Below are 19,082 nucleotides of genomic sequence, written 5' to 3' on the forward strand. Positions count from 1 at the left end.
GCTTGAATTCAGCACTGTATTGTTTCTTATGCTTTCCCATTAAACAGTTCCTCCTAGTTAGTTTTAATTTTACACTAAGCTAGGAAAAATCTCTATTTTGGTTGTCCTATTTTTATTCTAGCAGCAAAAACACAAAATAAGGAGAGGAAACGATGATTACACCTTATCTTACATTCAACGGGAACTGTAAAGACGCGCTGAGCTTCTACCGCGCCGTCTTTCCTTGCGACGAGCCAAAAGTCTTGCCCTACGGTGACTATATGCCGGAGGGATCAAAGACGCCGCCTGAATTGCTGCGTACTTGGGTTATGCACGCCGAGATGGTCATCTGCGGTACCAACGTCTGGTTTGCCGATGAAGCTGCACCGCCCAAGAACGGCGACAACATCAAACTAACCGCCACGACACCTACGGGCAAGGAAGCGGCGGCTATCTTCGATGCACTTTGCGTGGGTGGTGAGGTGACGCTCCCGCCGAACAAGACCTTCTACAGCGTGTTCCACGCCGCAGTAACAGACAAGTTCGGCGTGAACTGGAATGTCGTTGCTGAAGAAGCGCCGAAGTAAGCGGAGGGATGAAGAGTGAATAACGAACGTGTATGCAAAATGAAAATTTCCGGTGTCTACCCTCTGTATATTCAAAAAGCCCTGCGTAAAGGACGCACGAAAGAGGAAGTCGATACCGTCATCCAATGGCTGACAGGCTATGATGAACAGGGATTGCAGTCTCAAATCCATAGAGAAGCGGACTTTGAGACGTTCTTTGCCGAAGCCCCTCAAATCAATCCGAACGCTTCCAAAATCACCGGAGTAATCTGCGGCGTTCGTGTCGAGGAAATCGAAGACCCGCTGATGCAGAAGATACGCTGGTTGGACAAGTTGGTGGACGAACTGGCAAAAGGTAAGCCAATGGAGACGGTGATGCGAATGACGAATCGTGGTTTTAAGGACAAATAAGGCGGATCAACCAGTATATTTAGCGGTTTCCAGCAAAAAACGGCCTGAAACGTGTATGTTCAGGCCGTTTTTTGAATGGATTATAGAAAATTTTCGCGATGTGTCTGGGCAATCAAGCAGGTGAATCGGTGATGAAACACGTCAGATAATACTTCTGGTTTTTAATGGAATCCCATTGCAAAAGCGGAATGCGTGTTGGTGAAATCAAGGCAAAAACACACCTCTCCCGCCCTGCCGTATCACATCACTTAAAAATATTAAAGGATATCGGAATTGTAAAAATGAGAGAGGAAGGGACTAAAAACTTTATTATATTAATGTTTCTGCGAAATTAAATATACTGAAAAAATTAGTTATGGATATTGAACATTTGATGAAAAAGTTTTATCAGTAAAATTAAAACATACTTATTAGCAGACAGTACTAACTGCAAATTTCCATATCCGTCTATAGAAAGGGAAAGAAAAAAATTCACATAGTGATGAAATCAACCATGTGAATGAACAAAAGGATCAGAAAAGAGCTTGATTTTACCAAAAAAGAAAATGTGGTAACCTGTCTTGCAATGGGATATCCCGATGTTAACTATATTGGACGGTTCCCAGAAAAAAAGCTGAGATTGAATGGAGATAAAAGAAAATATTAAGGCAAATATATAAGAATAATTGGAGGTAATTTCATGCACAGTGCAATAGAAAATAGAGTTTCACGGAGAAAGTTTGAAAAGGAACCGATTACAGGTTGGGCAAAAGAAAATATTATTTCTCTTATTAATCAATTAAATGAAGCATCTGGTTTAACAATGGCATTCATGGAGGATGGAAGCGGTGCCTTTGGGAAGTTAAGAAAAAGTTATGGGTTATTTACCAATGTACGTTCTCTTATATTGATGAAAGGCAAGAAAGACGATAAAGATTTGAAAGAAAAGATTGGATATTACGGAGAAGATTTAGTTCTTGCTATAACTGATTTAGGTCTTGGAACATGCTGGGTTGGAGCCACCTTTGATAAGGATGAATTAACGATTGATAGTGGCGAGGAATTGGCTTGTGTTGTAGTAGTAGGTAAAGTGGCGGCTCCTTCACTAACAGAAAAAATAGTGCGGTCAGCTACACATAGAAAAGTAAAGAGTATGGAAGAACGAATCCTAAGCGATCAACCTTTGCCTCAATGGGTACAAAACGGAATGAAAGCTGTACTATTTGCTCCAAGTGCTAAAAATACACAAAAAGCAATGTTTAAGTATGAGAACGACATCTTAAGCGCTCAAATTGCGGATGATTATTCAATGGATCTGATTGATTTAGGTATTGCAAAGAAACATTTCGAGATAGGAGCAAGAGGGAAGTTTGAATTTGGGAATGGAGGTATCTTTCATTTAAAATAAGTGGCTCTAGGAAAAGCTGTCGCCTAAACCGTCTGTCGGCACCCTAGCTTTAAACAAAGAAAAGCCCACGATGATAGGGAAGGGAGGAAGCTTAGAGTTATTTCTTTCCTAATATAAGAGTGAATGAGATGCCATGAGAAGGGAAGTATGGCATAATGGAAGCAAAAGGAGTGGTCGGATGCAGGCAGAAATCAAGGGTCAATTGCGGGAACTGGCGGAAGAAGAATATCGGGTATTTGCTTCCGGTCTGCTTCCGAATATTAGCAACATCCTGGGGGTCCGTCTCCCCCTTTTGCGCAAAATGGCGAAGGAGATCACAAAGGGGGACTGGCGGGAATACTTAAGGACTGCCCGGGGGGATTTTTTTGAGGAAGTCATGCTGCAAGGCATGGTCATTGGTTGTGCTCAATGCTCACCGGAAGAAAGACTTTCTTATGTCCGGGAATTTGTGCCGAAAATAAATAATTGGTCGGTGTGTGACAGCTTCTGCAGCGGGCTGAAGTTTACGAAGGGAAACATGGAGTTGGTTTGGGATTTTCTTCAGCCCTATACTCGGTCGGAAGAAGAATTCGAAATCCGCTTTGCGGTGGTCATGCTGCTCTTTTACTATAGCGATAAGGAACATCTCGAAGCCGTACTGGAAATACTAGATAATATCCGGCATGAAGGATATTATGTAAAAATGGCGGTGGCTTGGGCAGTTTCTATCTGTTATATCAAGCTGCCGGATCGGGCCATGCCCTACTTACAGAACAATCATCTGGACGATTTTACTTATAACAAATCCCTGCAAAAAATCACGGAATCTTATCGTGTGGGCCAGGAAATGAAAAAGCGGATTCGTCTGATGAAGCGCAAATAAAAAGGAAAGGGGGAAAGCCGGTGATCATCAGTGCCAGCCGCCGCACGGACATTCCTGCCTTCTATTCTGAATGGCTGCTCAACCGTCTGCGGGAAGGGTATGTTTTGGTGCCCAATCCCAGATGTTCGTCCCGCTACAGCCGTGTGGAATTGAGCCTCCAAGCTGTGGATTGCCTCGTTTTCTGGACAAAGAATCCATCCCCCATGCTTCCCCGGTTAGCGGAGATCACCGCCCTGGGGTACCCCTTTTATTTTCAGTTTACCCTGACCCCCTATGATCGGGACCTGGAACGGAATCTGCCGCCAAAGGAAATTTTGCTCAGGACCTTTCAGAAGCTGAGCACGATGCTGGGACCGGAATATGTGGTATGGCGGTATGATCCTGTGATTCTGAATGCCGATCTGGATCTTGAGTATCACTTGGGGCAATTTGAACGAATGGCGATGGCCTTGGAAGGTTACACGCACCGCTGTATTTTCAGCTTTTTGGACTTGTATCCCAAAGTGCGCAGAGCCATGAATCTTGCTTTAGACCAGGAGGTAAAGGAAGCAGGTGAAACGGCCATGGAGCGGATTGCCGAAGGTTTTTCCTCGATTGCCCGGAGGCATCATCTGGATCTCTTTACCTGCTGTGAACCTGTGGATTGGGGTCCATACGGGGTCCGACCTGCTTCATGCATTGATCAAGGTATGATTGAAGGGATCCTAAAATGTAAAATTCATGCCCCCAAAGACCCCAACCAGCGACCCTCCTGCGGATGTATCGAAAGTGTGGAGATCGGTACTTATGATAGCTGTTCCCATGGATGTATTTACTGTTATGGGACATCCTCCCCACAAACGGTTCGGAACCGTATGGCCGCCCATGATCCGAAGTCACCGGTTTTGATTGGTGGTCTTACCCATAACGCTATCATAACGGAGCGGAAAATGTGCTCTAGGAAAGATTCACAGCTAACCTTATTTTAGAGTGGTTCATAATCATTTTCACCTTGATATTCTGAAGGTTGGACGTTATACTCATGTAAAATTTCACTTTTCATTTTGATATCATTTGAAATTATTTTGTTGTCAATATTCCAGAACCGTTTTGGAAGAAATCTGCGCAAGCCATCGATCATGTTTATGGCGAATTGCACTCCAACGGCAGCAAGGTCATCGAGGCCGTCAATGAAAATAAACCGGAATTGCCAAGGAGCTGTTTTTACATACGAAAGAGCTATCCCAGGAATCTTTGCAAAGTTAGATGAAGTCAGCCATAGCATAGAAGACCGTAGCGCTCAGGGGTGGAGGTATTGAGAACCGGTGAAGCGAGCTGGGCTAGCATTTATCTCTCATCTAGTGCGAACGTGTAGTGAACATGAAAATGCCGGGGGATTCGCACCGCGGAATGAGAAGGAAATTGTTGAAATATGGAAAATATAGTAGATATGGATTCGGTTATTATGTAGAAAAGTTTAAAAAGCAAACAAAAATGGGTCTGTCAGGTGGTTTTTGTTTACTTTTTGCGGTCACTCCCTATGTGGGAGTCACTCCCTATGTGGGAAACTAAAAGGAAGTTTTTAAGTAGTTTAACCTATGTCACTCCCTATGTGGGAGTGTGGATTGAAATACTAGAGCCTATCGATCAGGAATAAATTACCTGCCCGTCACTCCCTATGTGGGAATGATTATAATAAAAGAAGATCCATTGTCTCAAATCATGGGGGTGGAAGAGGCAGCCTCCCTTTGGGGAACTACACCTAGTTATGTCAATAGCCTATGTGATCAGGGAAAGGTGAGAGCCATTAAAATCGGTAAGAACTGGGTGTTAGATAAACCAACCGAACCCTAAAAAAGAGGTAGAAAATCAACCTTGATCCTATTTGGGTGCAGAGTATAGAATGTAGTGGTATAGGAAAAAGAGGTGATGGTATGCAAAGGCACTCCAGGGAACACATTCGTGAACAACGGCAGCGAACCATCAAACGACGGCTTTTTCTAGCGAAGCATACGAGGTTTACTAGCAAGGAAGCTTGGGAAAATCGAAGTCAGGTGGGGTGGTGGAGCAACCCGGGTCGTTTAAGTAAATACAATCTGGTTTGTTCTTGTGGTATGTGTAGAGACACCAAATACCGGGATGAGCGGCATAAGCATAAAAGCACGGTTTGCCGGGAAATTGAGGAAGGGCAATTTTGTTTAGAATAGGTAGCTGGAAATACAAGTGAAAAAATGACCTCCATTGCGGGGACATTTTTGTTAGGCAAATTTACTCTAAAAGACGGGTACTATCAACCAAATCAATAGGTGGTGGTACCTATTTAGCCCCTATCATAGAAGACAGTAGCACTCGGGGGGTGGAGATATATTGAGAACCGGCAAAGCGAGCCGGGCTAGCATTTACCTTTCTCATCTGGTGCGAACCTGTAGTGAACATGAAAATGCCGGGGGATTCGCACCGCGAAATGAGAAGAAAATTGTTGAAATATGGAAGATATAGTAGACGTGGATTTGGTTATTATGTAGAAAAGTTTAAAAAGTAAACAAACATAGATCTGTCAGATGGTTTTTGTTTACTTTTTGCTGTCGCTCTCTGCGCGAGAGCGTGGATTGAAATTATAAGAGATCATGTAAAAAGTACATATAATCCTGGGTCGCTCTCTGCGCGAGAGCGTGGATTGAAATCCGTAGCACCGCAAAGTTAGCACGCTTTTTACCAGTCGCTCTCTGCGCGAGAGCGTGGATTGAAATTACACATCATCCGTATAAATTTCAGTGGTCACCAAGTCGCTCTCTGCGCGAGAGCGTGGATTGAAATCTGCATCTAGGTAAGTTCCTCTTTTTACTTCTTCCGTCGCTCTCTGCGCGAGAGCGTGGATTGAAATCATCAGCTGCGCCACACCAACGCAACCCTACTAATCGTCGCTCTCTGCGCGAGAGCGTGGATTGAAATAATGCACAAGTTGTAAGCGCATAAACGTCATGGGGAGTCGCTCTCTGCGCGAGAGCGTGGATTGAAATTTTTGCAAACTCTTGTGTACACTTAAAACCGACAGTCGCTCTCTGCGCGAGAGCGTGGATTGAAATGCTGTTCTGATGGAATGTTCACTAACCTATATACGTCGCTCTCTGCGCGAGAGCGTGGATTGAAATGGCAAATGGTGGCGGCACTGCATTACCACATCTTGCGTCGCTCTCTGCGCGAGAGCGTGGATTGAAATTTCGGTGTAGCGAGTGGACGGAAGTCTGGCGGTCGTCGCTCTCTGCGCGAGAGCGTGGATTGAAATATTCAAGGGTTACGTATCTCATTTGAGTGTTAAAACGTCGCTCTCTGCGCGAGAGCGTGGATTGAAATTGTATGGGTCAAATTAGTAACAGGTTGACCGTAAGGTCGCTCTCTGCGCGAGAGCGTGGATTGAAATGGAGTTTGCAAGTAAATACAAGACTGAGACTAAAAGTCGCTCTCTGCGCGAGAGCGTGGATTGAAATTTCTCGGGCAGATACAACATCCTCTTTCGCTTGGGTCGCTCTCTGCGCGAGCCGGAAGCACCAATACAAAATATTTTCCATGTTAGTCAGGTATATCTTGATTTACAAAGATACTCAAGCTTCCTAAGCTGAAGACAAATATGACACTGACGAAGTTTCGTTCATTATTAAATTGGATTTGACAGTAAACATGAAATAATAGGGTATTTAAAAATCGCCGAAAACGCTTGTATTACCAAGCGCTTCGGCGATTTTTAACCTTCTATCTTCTAAAGTTAGAAAGTGCATTAAGTATTTATATACATTCTAATGTTTAAATAATTTTAGGGGTTGGACAGATAAAGATTCCGGCATAGTTGGGTGTTACTGCTTATTTATGTAGTAAATTAGTTAAAAAGTTTAAGAGAAATTGCAGATAGATAACGTAGTATCCTTTGAAAGGAGATGAAAAAATGAATTTTTCAGAGAGTGAACTGATATCTGAAATAAAAAAGCGAAACTTGAAAGCTTATGAGTTTTTAATCAAGGAGTATACCAAGCCTGTTTATTATTTAACCTATAACATTTTAAACATCGGCAACAGTAAGGAAGACATAGAAGAGTGCGTAGCCGACGTTTTTTTGGAAGTCTGGCAAAAAATCAACGAATTTGACAGCGAGAGAGGCAATTTCAAAACCTGGATTTTAATCCTGACAAAATATAAAGCTCTTACATATAAGCGCAAACTTAAAACAAATCAAGTCGAAAACATTGATGATTACCAGCTTGAGCAGCCTGATACCATTGAAAAACAGATCATCGATAGAGAGATTCAAAGAAAACTGCTGGAAACAATCAATAGCTTTAATAAAACGGACAAGGAGCTTTTTATTCGCAGATATTTTTATAACGAGAAAATATGCGATATTATGCAATCTTTGGGGTTGAGCCGTTCGGCCCTAGACAACAGGCTCTTAAGAGGCAGAAAAATAATCAAGGAGGTTTTATCCTATGAATGAAAAGCAAATTCAGATGCTGATGCAAAATCTTGATAATGATTTGTTGGCCAAGGAATTAGATGATTTAACGAGCGACTTGGAGGTCGATCTGGACTCTATTACTCAAAAAGCGTTCAATAAGCTGAATCAGGAACGGTTAAAAAAGAAAAGAAAAAGATTTTATCCCCTTGTGGCAGCGTGTTTAATCACGGTTATCGGTATATCCAACGCTTATGCCGCAGAGATTTCAGATTTTGTCAGATCTTTTTTCAATCAAAGAGCAATCTATTCAACTGTTATAGACGGAAGTGCCTACTATCTAGAATCCCCCCTGCAATTGGACAAGGAAGTCAAATTAGAGAATGTTATTTTTACGAAAGACAAGTTGGACATGAATTTAACTTTTTCATTAATAGAAGATAAGCTTCCTGAAATTTTAGTTGCTACAGCAAATGGCAAAATATATAAACCAGGCGGTTACGGTTACGACAATGATCGTTTGCTTCTCAGCTTTTGGAATGAAGTGGAGCATAACTACATGTTCTCTCCTACGGAAGAATTGAAATTGATTATTGGAGAAAAAAGTTATAGTATTCATTTAACGGAAGGAGTGCCTGTAGTTGGCAGCGGCGAAATTAATCCCGCTGAAAAAACGAATATTGATTGGGTAAAAGTTGGTTATAAAAAAATTGACCAGGGTGTGCAGATTTTAACTAGTTTCACGGATAATGACTTGAAATTGGTAGCAATTGGTGAACCGGATCAAAATACTGTGACACGAATATTTAAAAATGAAAATGGCATCACAAGCAGTGGGACTTCCTCTATGACCAAGCCCCTCCTAGGTTATGGCAAAGATAAAAACGTTTATACCTACAACCAGGCTAAAGATGCTGTTGGCAGGCCAGTTACCCAATTTGAAACCCAGGATCCTGCGGACACAGAAATTGAACTGAAAATACCAAGTTTGCTTGTTGGTTATGAAAAGGACTTTGGCAATATTGATGTGGCAATTCCGGAGTTGAACGAAGAAAAAAGAATCGACCGGGAAATAGATCTGAAACTTCAAAAAATCACCTTGCAAAGCATTAAAAGAACCTCCGCAACAACAGCCGAGTTAAAATTTGCTTTGAACACAGGAGACAAAGCAGAAGTTGCTGTAAGAGAGGTTTCCCTTTACAGTAAAGATGTGCAAAGCGGTGACAGCGTTTGGCAGGGTGACGTATGCACAATGGGTATCAGTTTTGACGGGAAATTAAAAAATGCTCAGTTAAACTTGAGCTGGCCGAGATTTGAGGTAAAGGGTAATTGGACTCTGAAAATTAAATAAGAGTTAAAGGGCTGTGCCGAAACTTGATGTTTCAGCACAGCTTTCTTCACTTCAAAAGAGGAATTTAAAAAGATTAAAATGGCACCATCCTACATATTGATAACGCCCGCACGGAGAGGTTTTTCCGTAGCTTGAAATATGGTGATATATATCAAGGAATATACTACACCAAGGGAGATAATTATCGGTGTCAATAAATATATCCACGATTACAACACCGTTCGCCCCCATGCTTCACTAGTGGCTTAACCCCCAATTCCTTCCACCAGCAGTACGAAAAACGACCTGCAGCTTAATGAATAGGGGAATTCGGATATTTTTTAAAATCGTGTCTTGACAATAGGGGGCACTTTATTCCGTCATCTTGCACCGAAGTTGGCAATCTGAAGTTCGGAGAGGAATTCAGATAACTTTTGTATTTGTGAGTCTGAGCATTCATCATAGTCCCGTAACGGGAAGTTCAATCCGAGGGCATCATATTTGCTGATACATATCTTCTTGAACGGCAGTAATTGCAGTTTTTGCAGATTGGAGAACTGTGCAGATAATAAATGAATTTTCTTTATGTTTTCCTCGCTGTCAGTCAAATTAGGGACGACAACATGTCTGATCCAAAGCGGAACAGACATGGTCTCAGTAAGCCTTAAGAAAGAGAGCACATGGTCCAGATTCCCCCGGCAGTATAGCTGATAATCAATTGCATTGGAAAACTTTAAATCACAAAGAACCAAGTCTGTGTGAAGCAGAACGTTTTTCGCACCATCCAAATCTCCGATTCCGGCAGTATCAAGACATGTATGAATACCCACTTCATGCAGCTTCTGAAACAACTCTGACACGAACTGCCATTGCATTAATGGTTCTCCGCCCGAAACGGTTACGCCGCCATTTCCAGCAAAATAAGGCTTGTAACGCAATATTTTGGTCAAAACTTCATTAACGTCATATGCTTCTCCCAAGGAAGGGGTCCATGTATCCGGGTTATGGCAGTACACACAGCGCAAGGAGCATCCCTGCATAAATATTACGTAGCGTATGCCGGGGCCATCGACCGCTCCCAGACTTTGGAATGAATGAATGCGTCCTTTCATTACATTTCCTCATGAAAAGTTCTGGAGATGACTTCCAGTTGTTGCTGCTGGGATAATTTGTGAAAATTGACAGCATAACCGGAGACGCGAATCGTTAAATTGGGATAAGATGCTGGATTTTCATAGGCTGCCATCAAGGTTTCTTTGCTAAGCACATTGACATTAATATGATGCGCTTTTTGGACAAAGTAACCGTCGAGAATCGATATCAGGTTGTTGTATCGATCTTCCAGATCGTGCCCCAGCGCTTGCGGCACAATCGAAAAGGTGTTGGAAATGCCGTCTTTGCATACGTCATACGAAAGTTTGGCAATTGAATTTAATGAAGCCAGGGCGCCGTTCTTCTCGCGGTTATGCATTGGGTTGGCGCCGGGCGCAAAAGCTTCACCTGCTTTTCGGCCATCCGGAGTGGCGCCGGTTTTTTTCCCATACACAACATTTGAAGTGATCGTCAAGATCGACAAAGTGTGCTCGGCATTTCGATAGGTTGGATTTTTCTTCAGCTCTTCAAAAAACAATTTTATTTGTTCCTGGGCAATGCTGTCCACACGGTCATCATCATTACCAAAGGCTGGGTAGTCGCCGATAACCTCAAAATCTTTAATCAATCCGGTATGGTCGCGAAGGCACTTAACTTTGGCGTGTTTTATTGCGGACAGTGAATCTGTTAATACCGACATACCGGCCACACCGAAGGCCATGAAACGGTGAACTGCGGTATCATGCAACGCCATCTGTGTTTTTTCATAGGCATATTTATCATGCATATAATGGATGATATTCATGGCATTTACGTATATTCCGGCCAGCCAGGCGCGGTAGAAATTCATTGCGTGTAAGACTTTATCATATTCCAGGTATTCGCCTTCATAAGGAGTATGCGGCGGAGCAACTTGCTCGCCGCTGTTTTCATCACGACCGCCGTTAAGACTAATCAGCAATAGCTTTGCCAGGTTCGCCCTTGCTCCAAAAAGCTGCATATCCTTGCCCACTCGCATTGCTGATACACAACAAGCAATGGCATAGTCGTCACCAAATTTGGTGCGCATAAGATCATCATTTTCATATTGAATTGCGTTGGTATCACAAGAGACTTTGGCGACATACCGTTTGAAGCTTCGAGGCAGTTGGTTTGACCACAAAATTGTTAAATTTGGTTCTGCTGAAGAACCTAGATTAGATAGCGTGTGCAGAAAACGATAAGAGCTTTTTGTTACAAGTGCCCTGCCATCTTTAGACATACCGCCAATGGTTTCGGTAATCCACATCGGATCGCCGGCAAACAGTTCGTTGTATTCAGGGGTGCGCAGGTGTCTGGCCATACGGAGCTTCATGACAAAATCGTCGATGATTTCCTGAGCCTGCTGTTCAGTTAGATCACCGTTCTTGATATCCCTTTCAAAATAAATGTCCAGGAAAGTGCTTACCCGCCCCAAGCTCATGGCGGCGCCATTTTGTTCTTTGATCGCAGCCAAATAAGCAAAATACAGCCATTGGACTGCTTCTTTGGCATTTGAGGCCGGTGCCGATATATCATAGCCATACATAGAAGCCATATCTTTCAGATATCCAAGGAAGGTGATTTGCTGATATAACTCTTCAAGCAAACGAATATTATCGACATCCATGGTCTTCATTCCCAAAAGGGTTTTATCTTTTTTCTTTTCTTCGATCAGTTGATCAATACCATAGAGGGCAACTCGGCGGTAGTCACCGATAATTCTACCCCGGCCATAAGCATCAGGCAGGCCTGTAATAAGACCGGCATGACGGACTGTCTTAATCTCGTCAGTATAGACGCGGAATACGCCTTCATTGTGGGTTGTCCGGTAGAGGAATTCGTTCTCAACTTTGTCGGAAAGTTTATAACCGTACGCTTCACAGGCTTTGCGGGTCATGTTTACACCGCCGAAGGGATTCACACCTCTTTTTAATGGACGATCAGTCTGAAGGCCAACAATGATTTCTTTATTTTTATCCAAGTAACCGGGATTATAGTTTTTTAGTGAACTAACGGTTTGGGTATCGATTTCAAGAACACCATCGGATTCCCGTTCCAGCCCCAGCAGATAATTGAGCTTTTTAAGCAGTGTTTTAGTGCGTTCAGTTGCAGGTGAGAGAAAATCTTCATTACCCTCATAGGGTGTGTAGTTGGTTTGAATAAAATTTCGAACGTCAATTTCTTTTTGCCAGTTGCCACTGTTAAAGTGTGCCCATGCTATTTTGTTCATAAATCGCACCCCCAAGTTTATTTTTGTTTTTCAGTTGCTCTTTATAAACAAAAAGAGCAACATTCAATAATTGAAATGTTGCCCAGACGGTCGGCTGTTCACAGACTTTTATTCCCTTGTGGTTATCCACAATTACCCGTCAGTAATAAAAGTCCTTATTATTTTCAAAGTAATCATAGTCTATTGCAGCTGATCTGTCAAGAAATAAGCTGCGTGTTTTTCACGGCCAGGGTGCCGACAATTATCTAATCATATTGCATTGGACACTTAGCGGGTGATGAATACCTGACTAAGATTGGACAAACCATTAGGAGTTCATTATCACGTTCAGCTGATATGGCAGCCTGGTATGGTGGGAAGAATTTATCGTGATATTGCCCAAGACATAAAAAGAAGAAGCGCCGATATGTTACGACGTAAAATCGAGGCACTTCATATCTCCCATGGGCAATCACCGATGAGCAGTTATGTTACTGTAAGCATAGGGGTCACTTATACGATTCCAAATATTAATACTTCAAGTGAAGATTTGTTTAAAGTTGCAGACAAAGCTTTATATCAAGCAAAAAACGACAAAACATAACACAAAATATGGTAAAAAACAAGCTATAATAGATAAAAGCGACACACAAACAGGCGGGGGGGAAAGTACGTGGATTCCGAGCGTTTCATTGCCCATATCCGCAAAGCGGATAAGAGCGAGCAGTATGTGGATGAACATAATGACCAGGTGGCGGAGCTGGCCTCCGCCATAGCCGAGCCATACGGTTTGGCTAAGATCGCCAAACTGGCGGGACGACATCACGACGACGGCAAAAACACGCCGGAGTTTACCGCATATATCCGGGCGGCAGCTGAGGGAAAGAAGGTTGCCCGCGGTTAGTCATCCATTCTACCCATGGTGCTAGGCTGGTCAATGAATTGGCTTCTTCAAAGCGGAATTCCCGATTAACGGCGGAAATCGTCCGGACGGCAATTATGAGCCATTACGGGCTGATGAGTGTGCGCTTCCATCATGTCCTTATGAAAAGGGGTGTGATCGAATTTCCTAGCCCGGAAGAGATTCCAGACAAGGACAGACGCATCCTCCACAAAATGTCGGTCAAGCCGTTCGGAGAGAGCATCGGCAATTTTTCCGGTCTGGCTGAATTTGCTGCAGAGGAGGTAATAGAATGAACTGGGTATCGTCCCTTTGCGCCTTGTATGATGCCAATGCAGAGCGGGCCGGTCAGGCAGAGAGATGGAAGAAAAAGACCTTAGTGCTGTTCCCTGTGGGGTACGATACGATGGAGGCACAAATTGAAGTCCATATTGACCAGGAGGAAAACTACCTCGGTGCACACCTCCTGGAAAAGGATGAAGCGGAGACCCTGGTTCCTTATCCAGAGGGCAGAACCAGTGGGATCAAGGCTTTGCCGTTGTTTGATTCTTTATCCTATGTTGCCGATGATCTGCTGGAAGCGGTGACCTTTTATTTTCCCGATGCAAAAAATGAAAAAGAGACCGGCTATAATGAAGCTTTGTCGATTGGGTATGTTGCTTCGCAGAAAGCCCATAACGCTCTGAAATGGATTATTCGCCGGCAAGGGTTCAGCCGAGATGGGGTGTGCATTGTGGCATGGGAAAATGCCTTGCGGGATTTGCCCGATTTCTATGCCAGTGCGGCCGATATTTTGTCCCAGGTGCCGGAAAATGCGAAAGATGGGGTTGAGGTTGAATTAGAGGAAGAGGTACTGTTTGAGGATGATGAAGCCGAGGTTCCGTAAACCAATTATGTCAGTGCGAAAAAATTTAATGCGGCATTGGATGGTTATAGGGCAAAATTGAGCGGCATTTCCAGGATGGTCGTTTTAGCCCTTGACAGCGCAACCCCCGGAAGATTGGCCATCACTTACTACAAAGAGCGAGGTATCAACGATGGAATATCAAGAAGAGGATTTTTTACTCTTGTCCGGAATCCAGCACTACGTGTTTTGCAAACGCCAATGGGCTTTGATCCATATCGAGCAGCAGTGGCAGGAAAACTTACGCACCATCGAAGGCGGCATTTTGCATGAGAAAACCCATGACTCTACTATAAAGGAAAAGCGGGGAGATCTGATCATTTCCCGAGGTATGGGGGTTTTTTCCCGCACATTGGGGATTACCGGGGCTTGTGATGTGGTGGAATTTCGTAAGTCCCGAGATGGAGTCACCTTATACGGTAAGGAGGGAACTTATCAGCCGGTTCCTGTGGAATATAAACGGGGTAAACCCAAGCAAGGCAATGCGGATGTGCTGCAATTATGTGCTCAGGCGATGTGTTTGGAAGAAATGCTTCTGTGCACCATACCGGAAGGGTTTTTATATTATGGGGAACCCAAACGCAGAATGAAAGTCACCTTGGATGAGGAGATCCGGGAGGAAGTCAAAAGGATTTGTCAGGAGATGCATGGGCTCTATGACAAGAGATATACTCCCAAGGTCCGAACCACAAAAGCCTGCAAAGCCTGTTCCCTTAGCGAGCTTTGTCTGCCGAAGCTGTGTAAAAATCCATCGGCCCTGGGCTACATGAAGAAAAATATTTCAGAGATTGAGGCTGATCAATGAGAAAATTATTGAATACCCTCTATGTAACTTCCCCCAATACCTATTTGTCCCTTGATGGAGAAAATATTGTGGTTTTGAAAGATGAGGTGGAGGCCCTGAGAGTTCCTCTGCATAATCTGGAAGGCATTATCGCCTTTGGCTATACCGGGGCCAGCCCGGCCTTAATGGGTGCCTGTGCCAAACGCAATATCGCTTTGAGTTTTATGAAATCCAGCGGGAAATTCCTGGGCAGAGTGGTGGGGGAAGTCAGAGGTAACGTCACTTTAAGAAAAGCACAGTACAGACTTTCGGATGATACGGAGGAAAGCCACAAAATCGCCAAGAGTTTCATTCTGGGGAAAATATATAACGCCCGTTGGGTCGTGGAGCGGGCAACCCGGGATCATGCAGCTAGGCTGGATACAGATAAATTAAAAGGAGTCTGCCAAACCCTGGCAAACGCTCTGAAACTGGTTGAGAACAGTAAGGATTTGGGGCAGCTTCGCGGTTTTGAGGGGGAAGCTGCGGCCCAATATTTTAGAGTGTTCGATGATTTGATCCTTCAGCAAAAAGAAGATTTTTATTTCAACTCCAGGAATAAACGGCCTCCCCTGGACAATGTCAATGCCATGCTGTCTTTTGTCTATACCTTATTGGCCCATGATGCCGCCGCGGCCCTGGAAACGGTGGGATTGGATCCCTATGTGGGATTTTTACACCGGGATAGGCCGGGCAGGATTTCCCTGGCTCTGGATCTGATGGAAGAACTGCGGGCAGTGTATGCGGATCGTTTTGTCATTTCACTAATCAACAGACGGGAAGTCAAGCCCGGCGGGTTTACCCGGATGGAAAACGGAGCAGTAATTATGGATGATGACACAAGAAGAGATATCCTAAAGGCGTGGCAAAGCAGGAAACAGGAAGAGATAAGGCACCCGTTTCTTCAGGAAAAAATGGAATGGGGGCTGGTGCCCTATGCTCAGGCCCTGCTGTTGGCTAGGTTTACCCGTGGGGATTTGGACGGATATCCGGCGTTTATGTGGAAGTAGGTGAGCTGAAATTTTAGTGCTGATCACGTATGATGTTAACACTCAAACGGCAGCGGGGAGAAAACGGCTGCGTCAGGTTGCCAAGCAATGTGTGAACTACGGGCAACGCGTTCAGAATTCGGTCTTCGAATGCGTGCTGGATGCGGCAAAATTTCGTGAGGTTCAGCATAAGCTTGAGCAGATTATTGATACGGAGACGGATAGTCTAAGGTTCTATATGCTGGGCAATAATTACAAGAACAAGGTTGAGCATGTTGGTACAAAACCTTCGTTTAATGTTGAGGATACCCTGATTATTTAGTGCGAACCCATAGCGCACATGAAATCCCTGGGAGGTTCGCACCGCGAAATGAGAAGATAATTGTCGAAATAATAGGGAAAACAATAGGTTTGTGATGTGAATTGAGGAAAAGTTTAAGGAATTGAATAGAAATACTATCAAATAGATAATTTTTTGTTACTTTTTGCAGTCGCTCTCTACGCGAGAGCGTGGATTGAAATTTCCTAATTATATAAACAAAAAGCCCTGGACTATAGCGTCGCTCTCTACGCGAGAGCGTGGATTGAAATCTCTTCCATCATTTGCGGTAACAATCGGTGTTACAGGTCGCTCTCTACGCGAGAGCGTGGATTGAAATTAAAATCTGTTTTAACTAAAGCGGTCTACCGAAGTCGCTCTCTACGCGAGAGCGTGGATTGAAATAAGTTGGTCAATGGGCAGATATTTGGGGCAATACAGTCGCTCTCTACGCGAGAGCGTGGATTGAAATTGCTGGAGGATTTATAATAGATTATTTAATAGGGTCGCTCTCTACGCGAGAGCGTGGATTGAAATCAACTCTATAGTCTCTGGATTTACCCTGTACCCATGTCGCTCTCTACGCGAGAGCGTGGATTGAAATAACATGCCCTGGTACTTAATAAGACCCCGGAGGTTTGTCGCTCTCTACGCGAGAGCGTGGATTGAAATCATACCACTTAGGTTTAATTTATGGTCTTTCCATATGTCGCTCTCTACGCGAGAGCGTGGATTGAAATCGGATGGTACTTTTGAAATTACAACAACAACAGAGTCGCTCTCTACGCGAGAGCGTGGATTGAAATATTTTGCCAAACCTTGTACTCTTTTATTAAATTTGTCGCTCTCTACGCGAGAGCGTGGATTGAAATACTGCAATAACCATCAGGTGGTAATAATCTCATATGGTCGCTCTCTACGCGAGAGCGTGGATTGAAATGGCCCATGATGAAAAGAGTAATCGGTTTGACTGGGTCGCTCTCTACGCGAGAGCGTGGATTGAAATATGCGATTAAAGATCGCAACTTGTACGATGTGATTAAGTCGCTCTCTACGCGAGAGCGTGGATTGAAATTTGGTGACCCGAAAGTACTGTTCATGCAAAAGGTTTTAAGTCGCTCTCTACGCGAGAGCGTGGATTGAAATGTTGAATCCTAATAAGATATTTTTTTGCGAAGAGTCGCTCTCTACGCGAGAGCGTGGATTGAAATCGCTTTAGCACGGCAACCGCTTGCTGGAGTGGTCCGTCGCTCTCTACGCGAGAGCGTGGATTGAAATTTTGCTTCCCGGTTTAAAAACCATTTGGCGTCCGTCGCTCTCTACGCGAGAGCGTGGATTGAAATCGCTTGATACCTGCCATTGTCGGGGTCTCTTCCCGTCGCTCTCTACGCGAGAGCGTGGATTGAAATATGCGCTGTGATTAGTCCCATGTGATCACCTCCAAATGTCGCTCTCTACGCGAGAGCGTGGATTGAAATAAAAGCCGGAATAACTTTTTTTGTCATAATATCACGTCGCTCTCTACGCGAGAGCGTGGATTGAAATAGAAAAAAGTTGTTACGAATTATACATGGACATTTGGTCGCTCTCTACGCGAGAGCGTGGATTGAAATCCGATCACGATGCTGCACTTGACCTGGCCAATCGTCGCTCTCTACGCGAGAGCGTGGATTGAAATCGCATTGTCACAGCGTTTACTGTTAATCGATTGTCTGTCGCTCTCTACGCGAGAGCGTGGATTGAAATTAAGCTAACCACAGCACAGGCCAATAAGGTAATGTCGCTCTCTACGCGAGAGCGTGGATTGAAATATTATAATAGTATCGGCTGTATAGATTAGTTAGGGTCGCTCTCTACGCGAGAGCGTGGATTGAAATTTTCCGAGGTACTCATGGAAGAATCCACGATCACCGTCGCTCTCTACGCGAGAGCGTGGATTGAAATAGGTTGAAAAGTGGGTAAAAATAAGCGATAACAAGTCGCTCTCTACGCGAGAGCGTGGATTGAAATATTTTATATAATTTGTTTAAGGAATACCTAGAACGTCGCTCTCTACGCGAGAGCGTGGATTGAAATCTGGTTAATGTTTGACATTTGTTCTCTAACCATAGTCGCTCTCTACGCGAGAGCGTGGATTGAAATGACAGTGAGCCTAAATTTACCTGTTCTTTTAAAGTCGCTCTCTACGCGAGAGCGTGGATTGAAATTTTGTAACAGTGAAGAAGAAGTCTGCAAGGCTTTAGGTCGCTCTCTACGCGAGAGCGTGGATTGAAATTATAGATAATCAATCACTGGCACCCTAATATTGGGCTGTCGCTCTCTACGCGAGAGCGTGGATTGAAATAACCTGTTTTAAATTTGGGTGAATAATGGTTTCACTTGTTCATAGCCACATTATAACTTAGTTTTTTATTTTTGTGCCTCACCCTGTGGGGGCATTATTTGTTATTTGACAAATAAAGTTAAAATAATAACGTAAAATAGCTCATTTTATTGCACAAAATTGGAATAATGCCATAAATATAAGGTATGGATTGTAAAATACTGTTTAATGGAAAGGAGTTTTGGCATGAAGAAAAATGAAAACTTATCTGATTTAAGTTCATCTATTAATAATGATGACTCCAATAAAGTTAAAACAACAGCAGATAGTTTTAATAATGCACGTAATTGGGACTGTAATCCATATCCGCCGTCTTGCAAACCGGTTCCTCCCGGTCCTCCTGGTCCGCCAGGTCCCGCGGGTCCGCAAGGCCCCGCAGGAGCCCCCGGTCCACAAGGACCACAGGGCGAACCAGGTCCCGCAGGCTCGGCAGGTCCTGCCGGCGAACAAGGCCCCGCAGGAGTTCCTGGTCCAGAAGGACCA

At 43.9% G+C, this 19,082-nt stretch carries 20 protein-coding genes, 1 pseudogene, 2 CRISPR repeat arrays and 1 riboswitch; of the genes and pseudogenes, 19 read left to right on the forward strand and 2 right to left on the reverse strand.

Annotated elements, in window-relative coordinates; genetic code table 11:
• The first annotated feature begins 152 nt into the window (after positions 1–152).
• The 11 genes and pseudogenes from V6C11_RS16895 to V6C11_RS16945 all read left to right on the forward strand — a co-directional run.
• Complete coding sequence (locus tag V6C11_RS16895) at positions 153–566, forward strand: VOC family protein (RefSeq protein ID WP_333532371.1); 414 nt, start codon at positions 153–155, stop codon at positions 564–566.
• 15 nt (positions 567–581) lie between these two features.
• Positions 582–956: a DUF2200 domain-containing protein gene (locus tag V6C11_RS16900; RefSeq protein ID WP_333532372.1), complete on the forward strand. Its 375-nt coding sequence runs from the start codon at positions 582–584 to the stop codon at positions 954–956.
• 188 nt (positions 957–1,144) lie between these two features.
• Positions 1,145–1,291, forward strand: a complete 147-nt coding sequence (locus V6C11_RS18755; protein ID WP_442886089.1) for an ArsR/SmtB family transcription factor — start codon at positions 1,145–1,147, stop codon at positions 1,289–1,291.
• A gap of 344 nt (positions 1,292–1,635) precedes the next feature.
• On the forward strand, positions 1,636–2,343 hold the full coding sequence (locus V6C11_RS16910; RefSeq protein WP_333532373.1) for a nitroreductase family protein: 708 nt from the start codon (positions 1,636–1,638) through the stop codon (positions 2,341–2,343).
• A 178-nt stretch (positions 2,344–2,521) separates the two neighbouring features.
• The gene (locus V6C11_RS16915; RefSeq protein ID WP_333532374.1) at positions 2,522–3,205 is read left to right on the forward strand and encodes a DNA alkylation repair protein; all 684 of its coding nucleotides are present in this window, start codon (positions 2,522–2,524) and stop codon (positions 3,203–3,205) included.
• Positions 3,206–3,225: 20 nt separating this feature from the next.
• On the forward strand, positions 3,226–4,173 hold the full coding sequence (locus V6C11_RS16920) for a DUF1848 domain-containing protein (protein WP_333532375.1): 948 nt from the start codon (positions 3,226–3,228) through the stop codon (positions 4,171–4,173).
• 697 nt (positions 4,174–4,870) lie between these two features.
• Entirely contained in the window at positions 4,871–5,038 is a 168-nt protein-coding gene (locus V6C11_RS16925) for a helix-turn-helix domain-containing protein (protein WP_333532376.1), read from the forward strand.
• 80 nt (positions 5,039–5,118) lie between these two features.
• The gene (locus V6C11_RS16930; RefSeq protein ID WP_333532377.1) at positions 5,119–5,391 is read left to right on the forward strand and encodes a hypothetical protein; all 273 of its coding nucleotides are present in this window, start codon (positions 5,119–5,121) and stop codon (positions 5,389–5,391) included.
• Between the two features lie 377 nt (positions 5,392–5,768).
• A CRISPR array of direct repeats spans positions 5,769–6,672; the repeat unit is 32 nt; unit sequence GTCGCTCTCTGCGCGAGAGCGTGGATTGAAAT.
• A gap of 452 nt (positions 6,673–7,124) precedes the next feature.
• Positions 7,125–7,670 (forward strand): sigma-70 family RNA polymerase sigma factor, encoded by a 546-nt coding sequence (locus V6C11_RS16935; protein WP_333532378.1) that lies wholly within the window; start codon positions 7,125–7,127, stop codon positions 7,668–7,670.
• Positions 7,663–8,979, forward strand: a complete 1,317-nt coding sequence (locus tag V6C11_RS16940; protein WP_333532379.1) for a hypothetical protein — start codon at positions 7,663–7,665, stop codon at positions 8,977–8,979. The genes V6C11_RS16935 and V6C11_RS16940 overlap by 8 nt, the downstream gene beginning before the upstream one ends.
• A gap of 95 nt (positions 8,980–9,074) precedes the next feature.
• Positions 9,075–9,228: pseudogene (locus V6C11_RS16945) on the forward strand (integrase core domain-containing protein); the annotation flags it as partial.
• 110 nt (positions 9,229–9,338) lie between these two features.
• On the opposite strand, the gene pflA reads toward V6C11_RS16945, so the two are convergent.
• Positions 9,339–10,070 carry a pyruvate formate-lyase-activating protein gene (pflA, locus tag V6C11_RS16950; protein WP_333532380.1) on the reverse strand — a complete coding sequence of 244 codons (732 nt, stop codon included), beginning with the start codon at positions 10,068–10,070 and terminating at the stop codon, positions 9,339–9,341.
• Positions 10,070–12,301 (reverse strand): formate C-acetyltransferase, encoded by a 2,232-nt coding sequence (pflB, locus tag V6C11_RS16955; RefSeq protein ID WP_333532381.1) that lies wholly within the window; start codon positions 12,299–12,301, stop codon positions 10,070–10,072. Before pflB ends, pflA begins: the two co-directional genes overlap by 1 nt.
• A 73-nt stretch (positions 12,302–12,374) precedes the next feature.
• Positions 12,375–12,458: riboswitch (ZMP/ZTP riboswitch) on the reverse strand.
• A gap of 192 nt (positions 12,459–12,650) precedes the next feature.
• On the opposite strand from pflB, the gene V6C11_RS16960 reads away from it, so the two are divergent.
• The 8 genes from V6C11_RS16960 to V6C11_RS16995 form a co-directional block, all read left to right on the forward strand.
• Entirely contained in the window at positions 12,651–12,884 is a 234-nt protein-coding gene (locus tag V6C11_RS16960) for a diguanylate cyclase domain-containing protein (protein ID WP_333532382.1), read from the forward strand.
• Between the two features lie 69 nt (positions 12,885–12,953).
• Positions 12,954–13,184, forward strand: coding sequence for a hypothetical protein (locus V6C11_RS16965; RefSeq protein WP_333532383.1), 231 nt, complete (start codon positions 12,954–12,956; stop codon positions 13,182–13,184).
• Between the two features lie 38 nt (positions 13,185–13,222).
• Positions 13,223–13,477, forward strand: coding sequence for a hypothetical protein (locus V6C11_RS16970; protein ID WP_333532384.1), 255 nt, complete (start codon positions 13,223–13,225; stop codon positions 13,475–13,477).
• The gene (locus V6C11_RS16975) at positions 13,474–14,067 is read left to right on the forward strand and encodes a type I-C CRISPR-associated protein Cas8c/Csd1 (protein WP_333532385.1); all 594 of its coding nucleotides are present in this window, start codon (positions 13,474–13,476) and stop codon (positions 14,065–14,067) included. The genes V6C11_RS16970 and V6C11_RS16975 overlap by 4 nt, the downstream gene beginning before the upstream one ends.
• Positions 14,068–14,218: 151 nt before the next feature.
• Positions 14,219–14,890, forward strand: coding sequence for a CRISPR-associated protein Cas4 (gene cas4, locus V6C11_RS16980; RefSeq protein ID WP_333532386.1), 672 nt, complete (start codon positions 14,219–14,221; stop codon positions 14,888–14,890).
• Entirely contained in the window at positions 14,887–15,918 is a 1,032-nt protein-coding gene (gene cas1c / locus V6C11_RS16985) for a type I-C CRISPR-associated endonuclease Cas1c (RefSeq protein WP_333532387.1), read from the forward strand. The genes cas4 and cas1c overlap by 4 nt, the downstream gene beginning before the upstream one ends.
• A 10-nt stretch (positions 15,919–15,928) precedes the next feature.
• A complete protein-coding gene (cas2, locus tag V6C11_RS16990) occupies positions 15,929–16,219 on the forward strand; it encodes a CRISPR-associated endonuclease Cas2 (protein ID WP_333532388.1) in 291 nt (96 codons plus the stop codon).
• 168 nt (positions 16,220–16,387) lie between these two features.
• A CRISPR array of direct repeats spans positions 16,388–18,560; the repeat unit is 32 nt; unit sequence GTCGCTCTCTACGCGAGAGCGTGGATTGAAAT.
• A 225-nt stretch (positions 18,561–18,785) separates the two neighbouring features.
• Positions 18,786–19,082 (forward strand): hypothetical protein (locus V6C11_RS16995; RefSeq protein ID WP_442886090.1); only part of this gene is annotated, 297 nt, incomplete at its 3' end.

The sequence above is a fragment of the Desulfotomaculum sp. 1211_IL3151 genome (assembly GCF_036763075.1).
In the GTDB taxonomy this organism is placed as follows: domain Bacteria; phylum Bacillota; class Desulfotomaculia; order Desulfotomaculales; family Desulfotomaculaceae; genus Desulfotomaculum.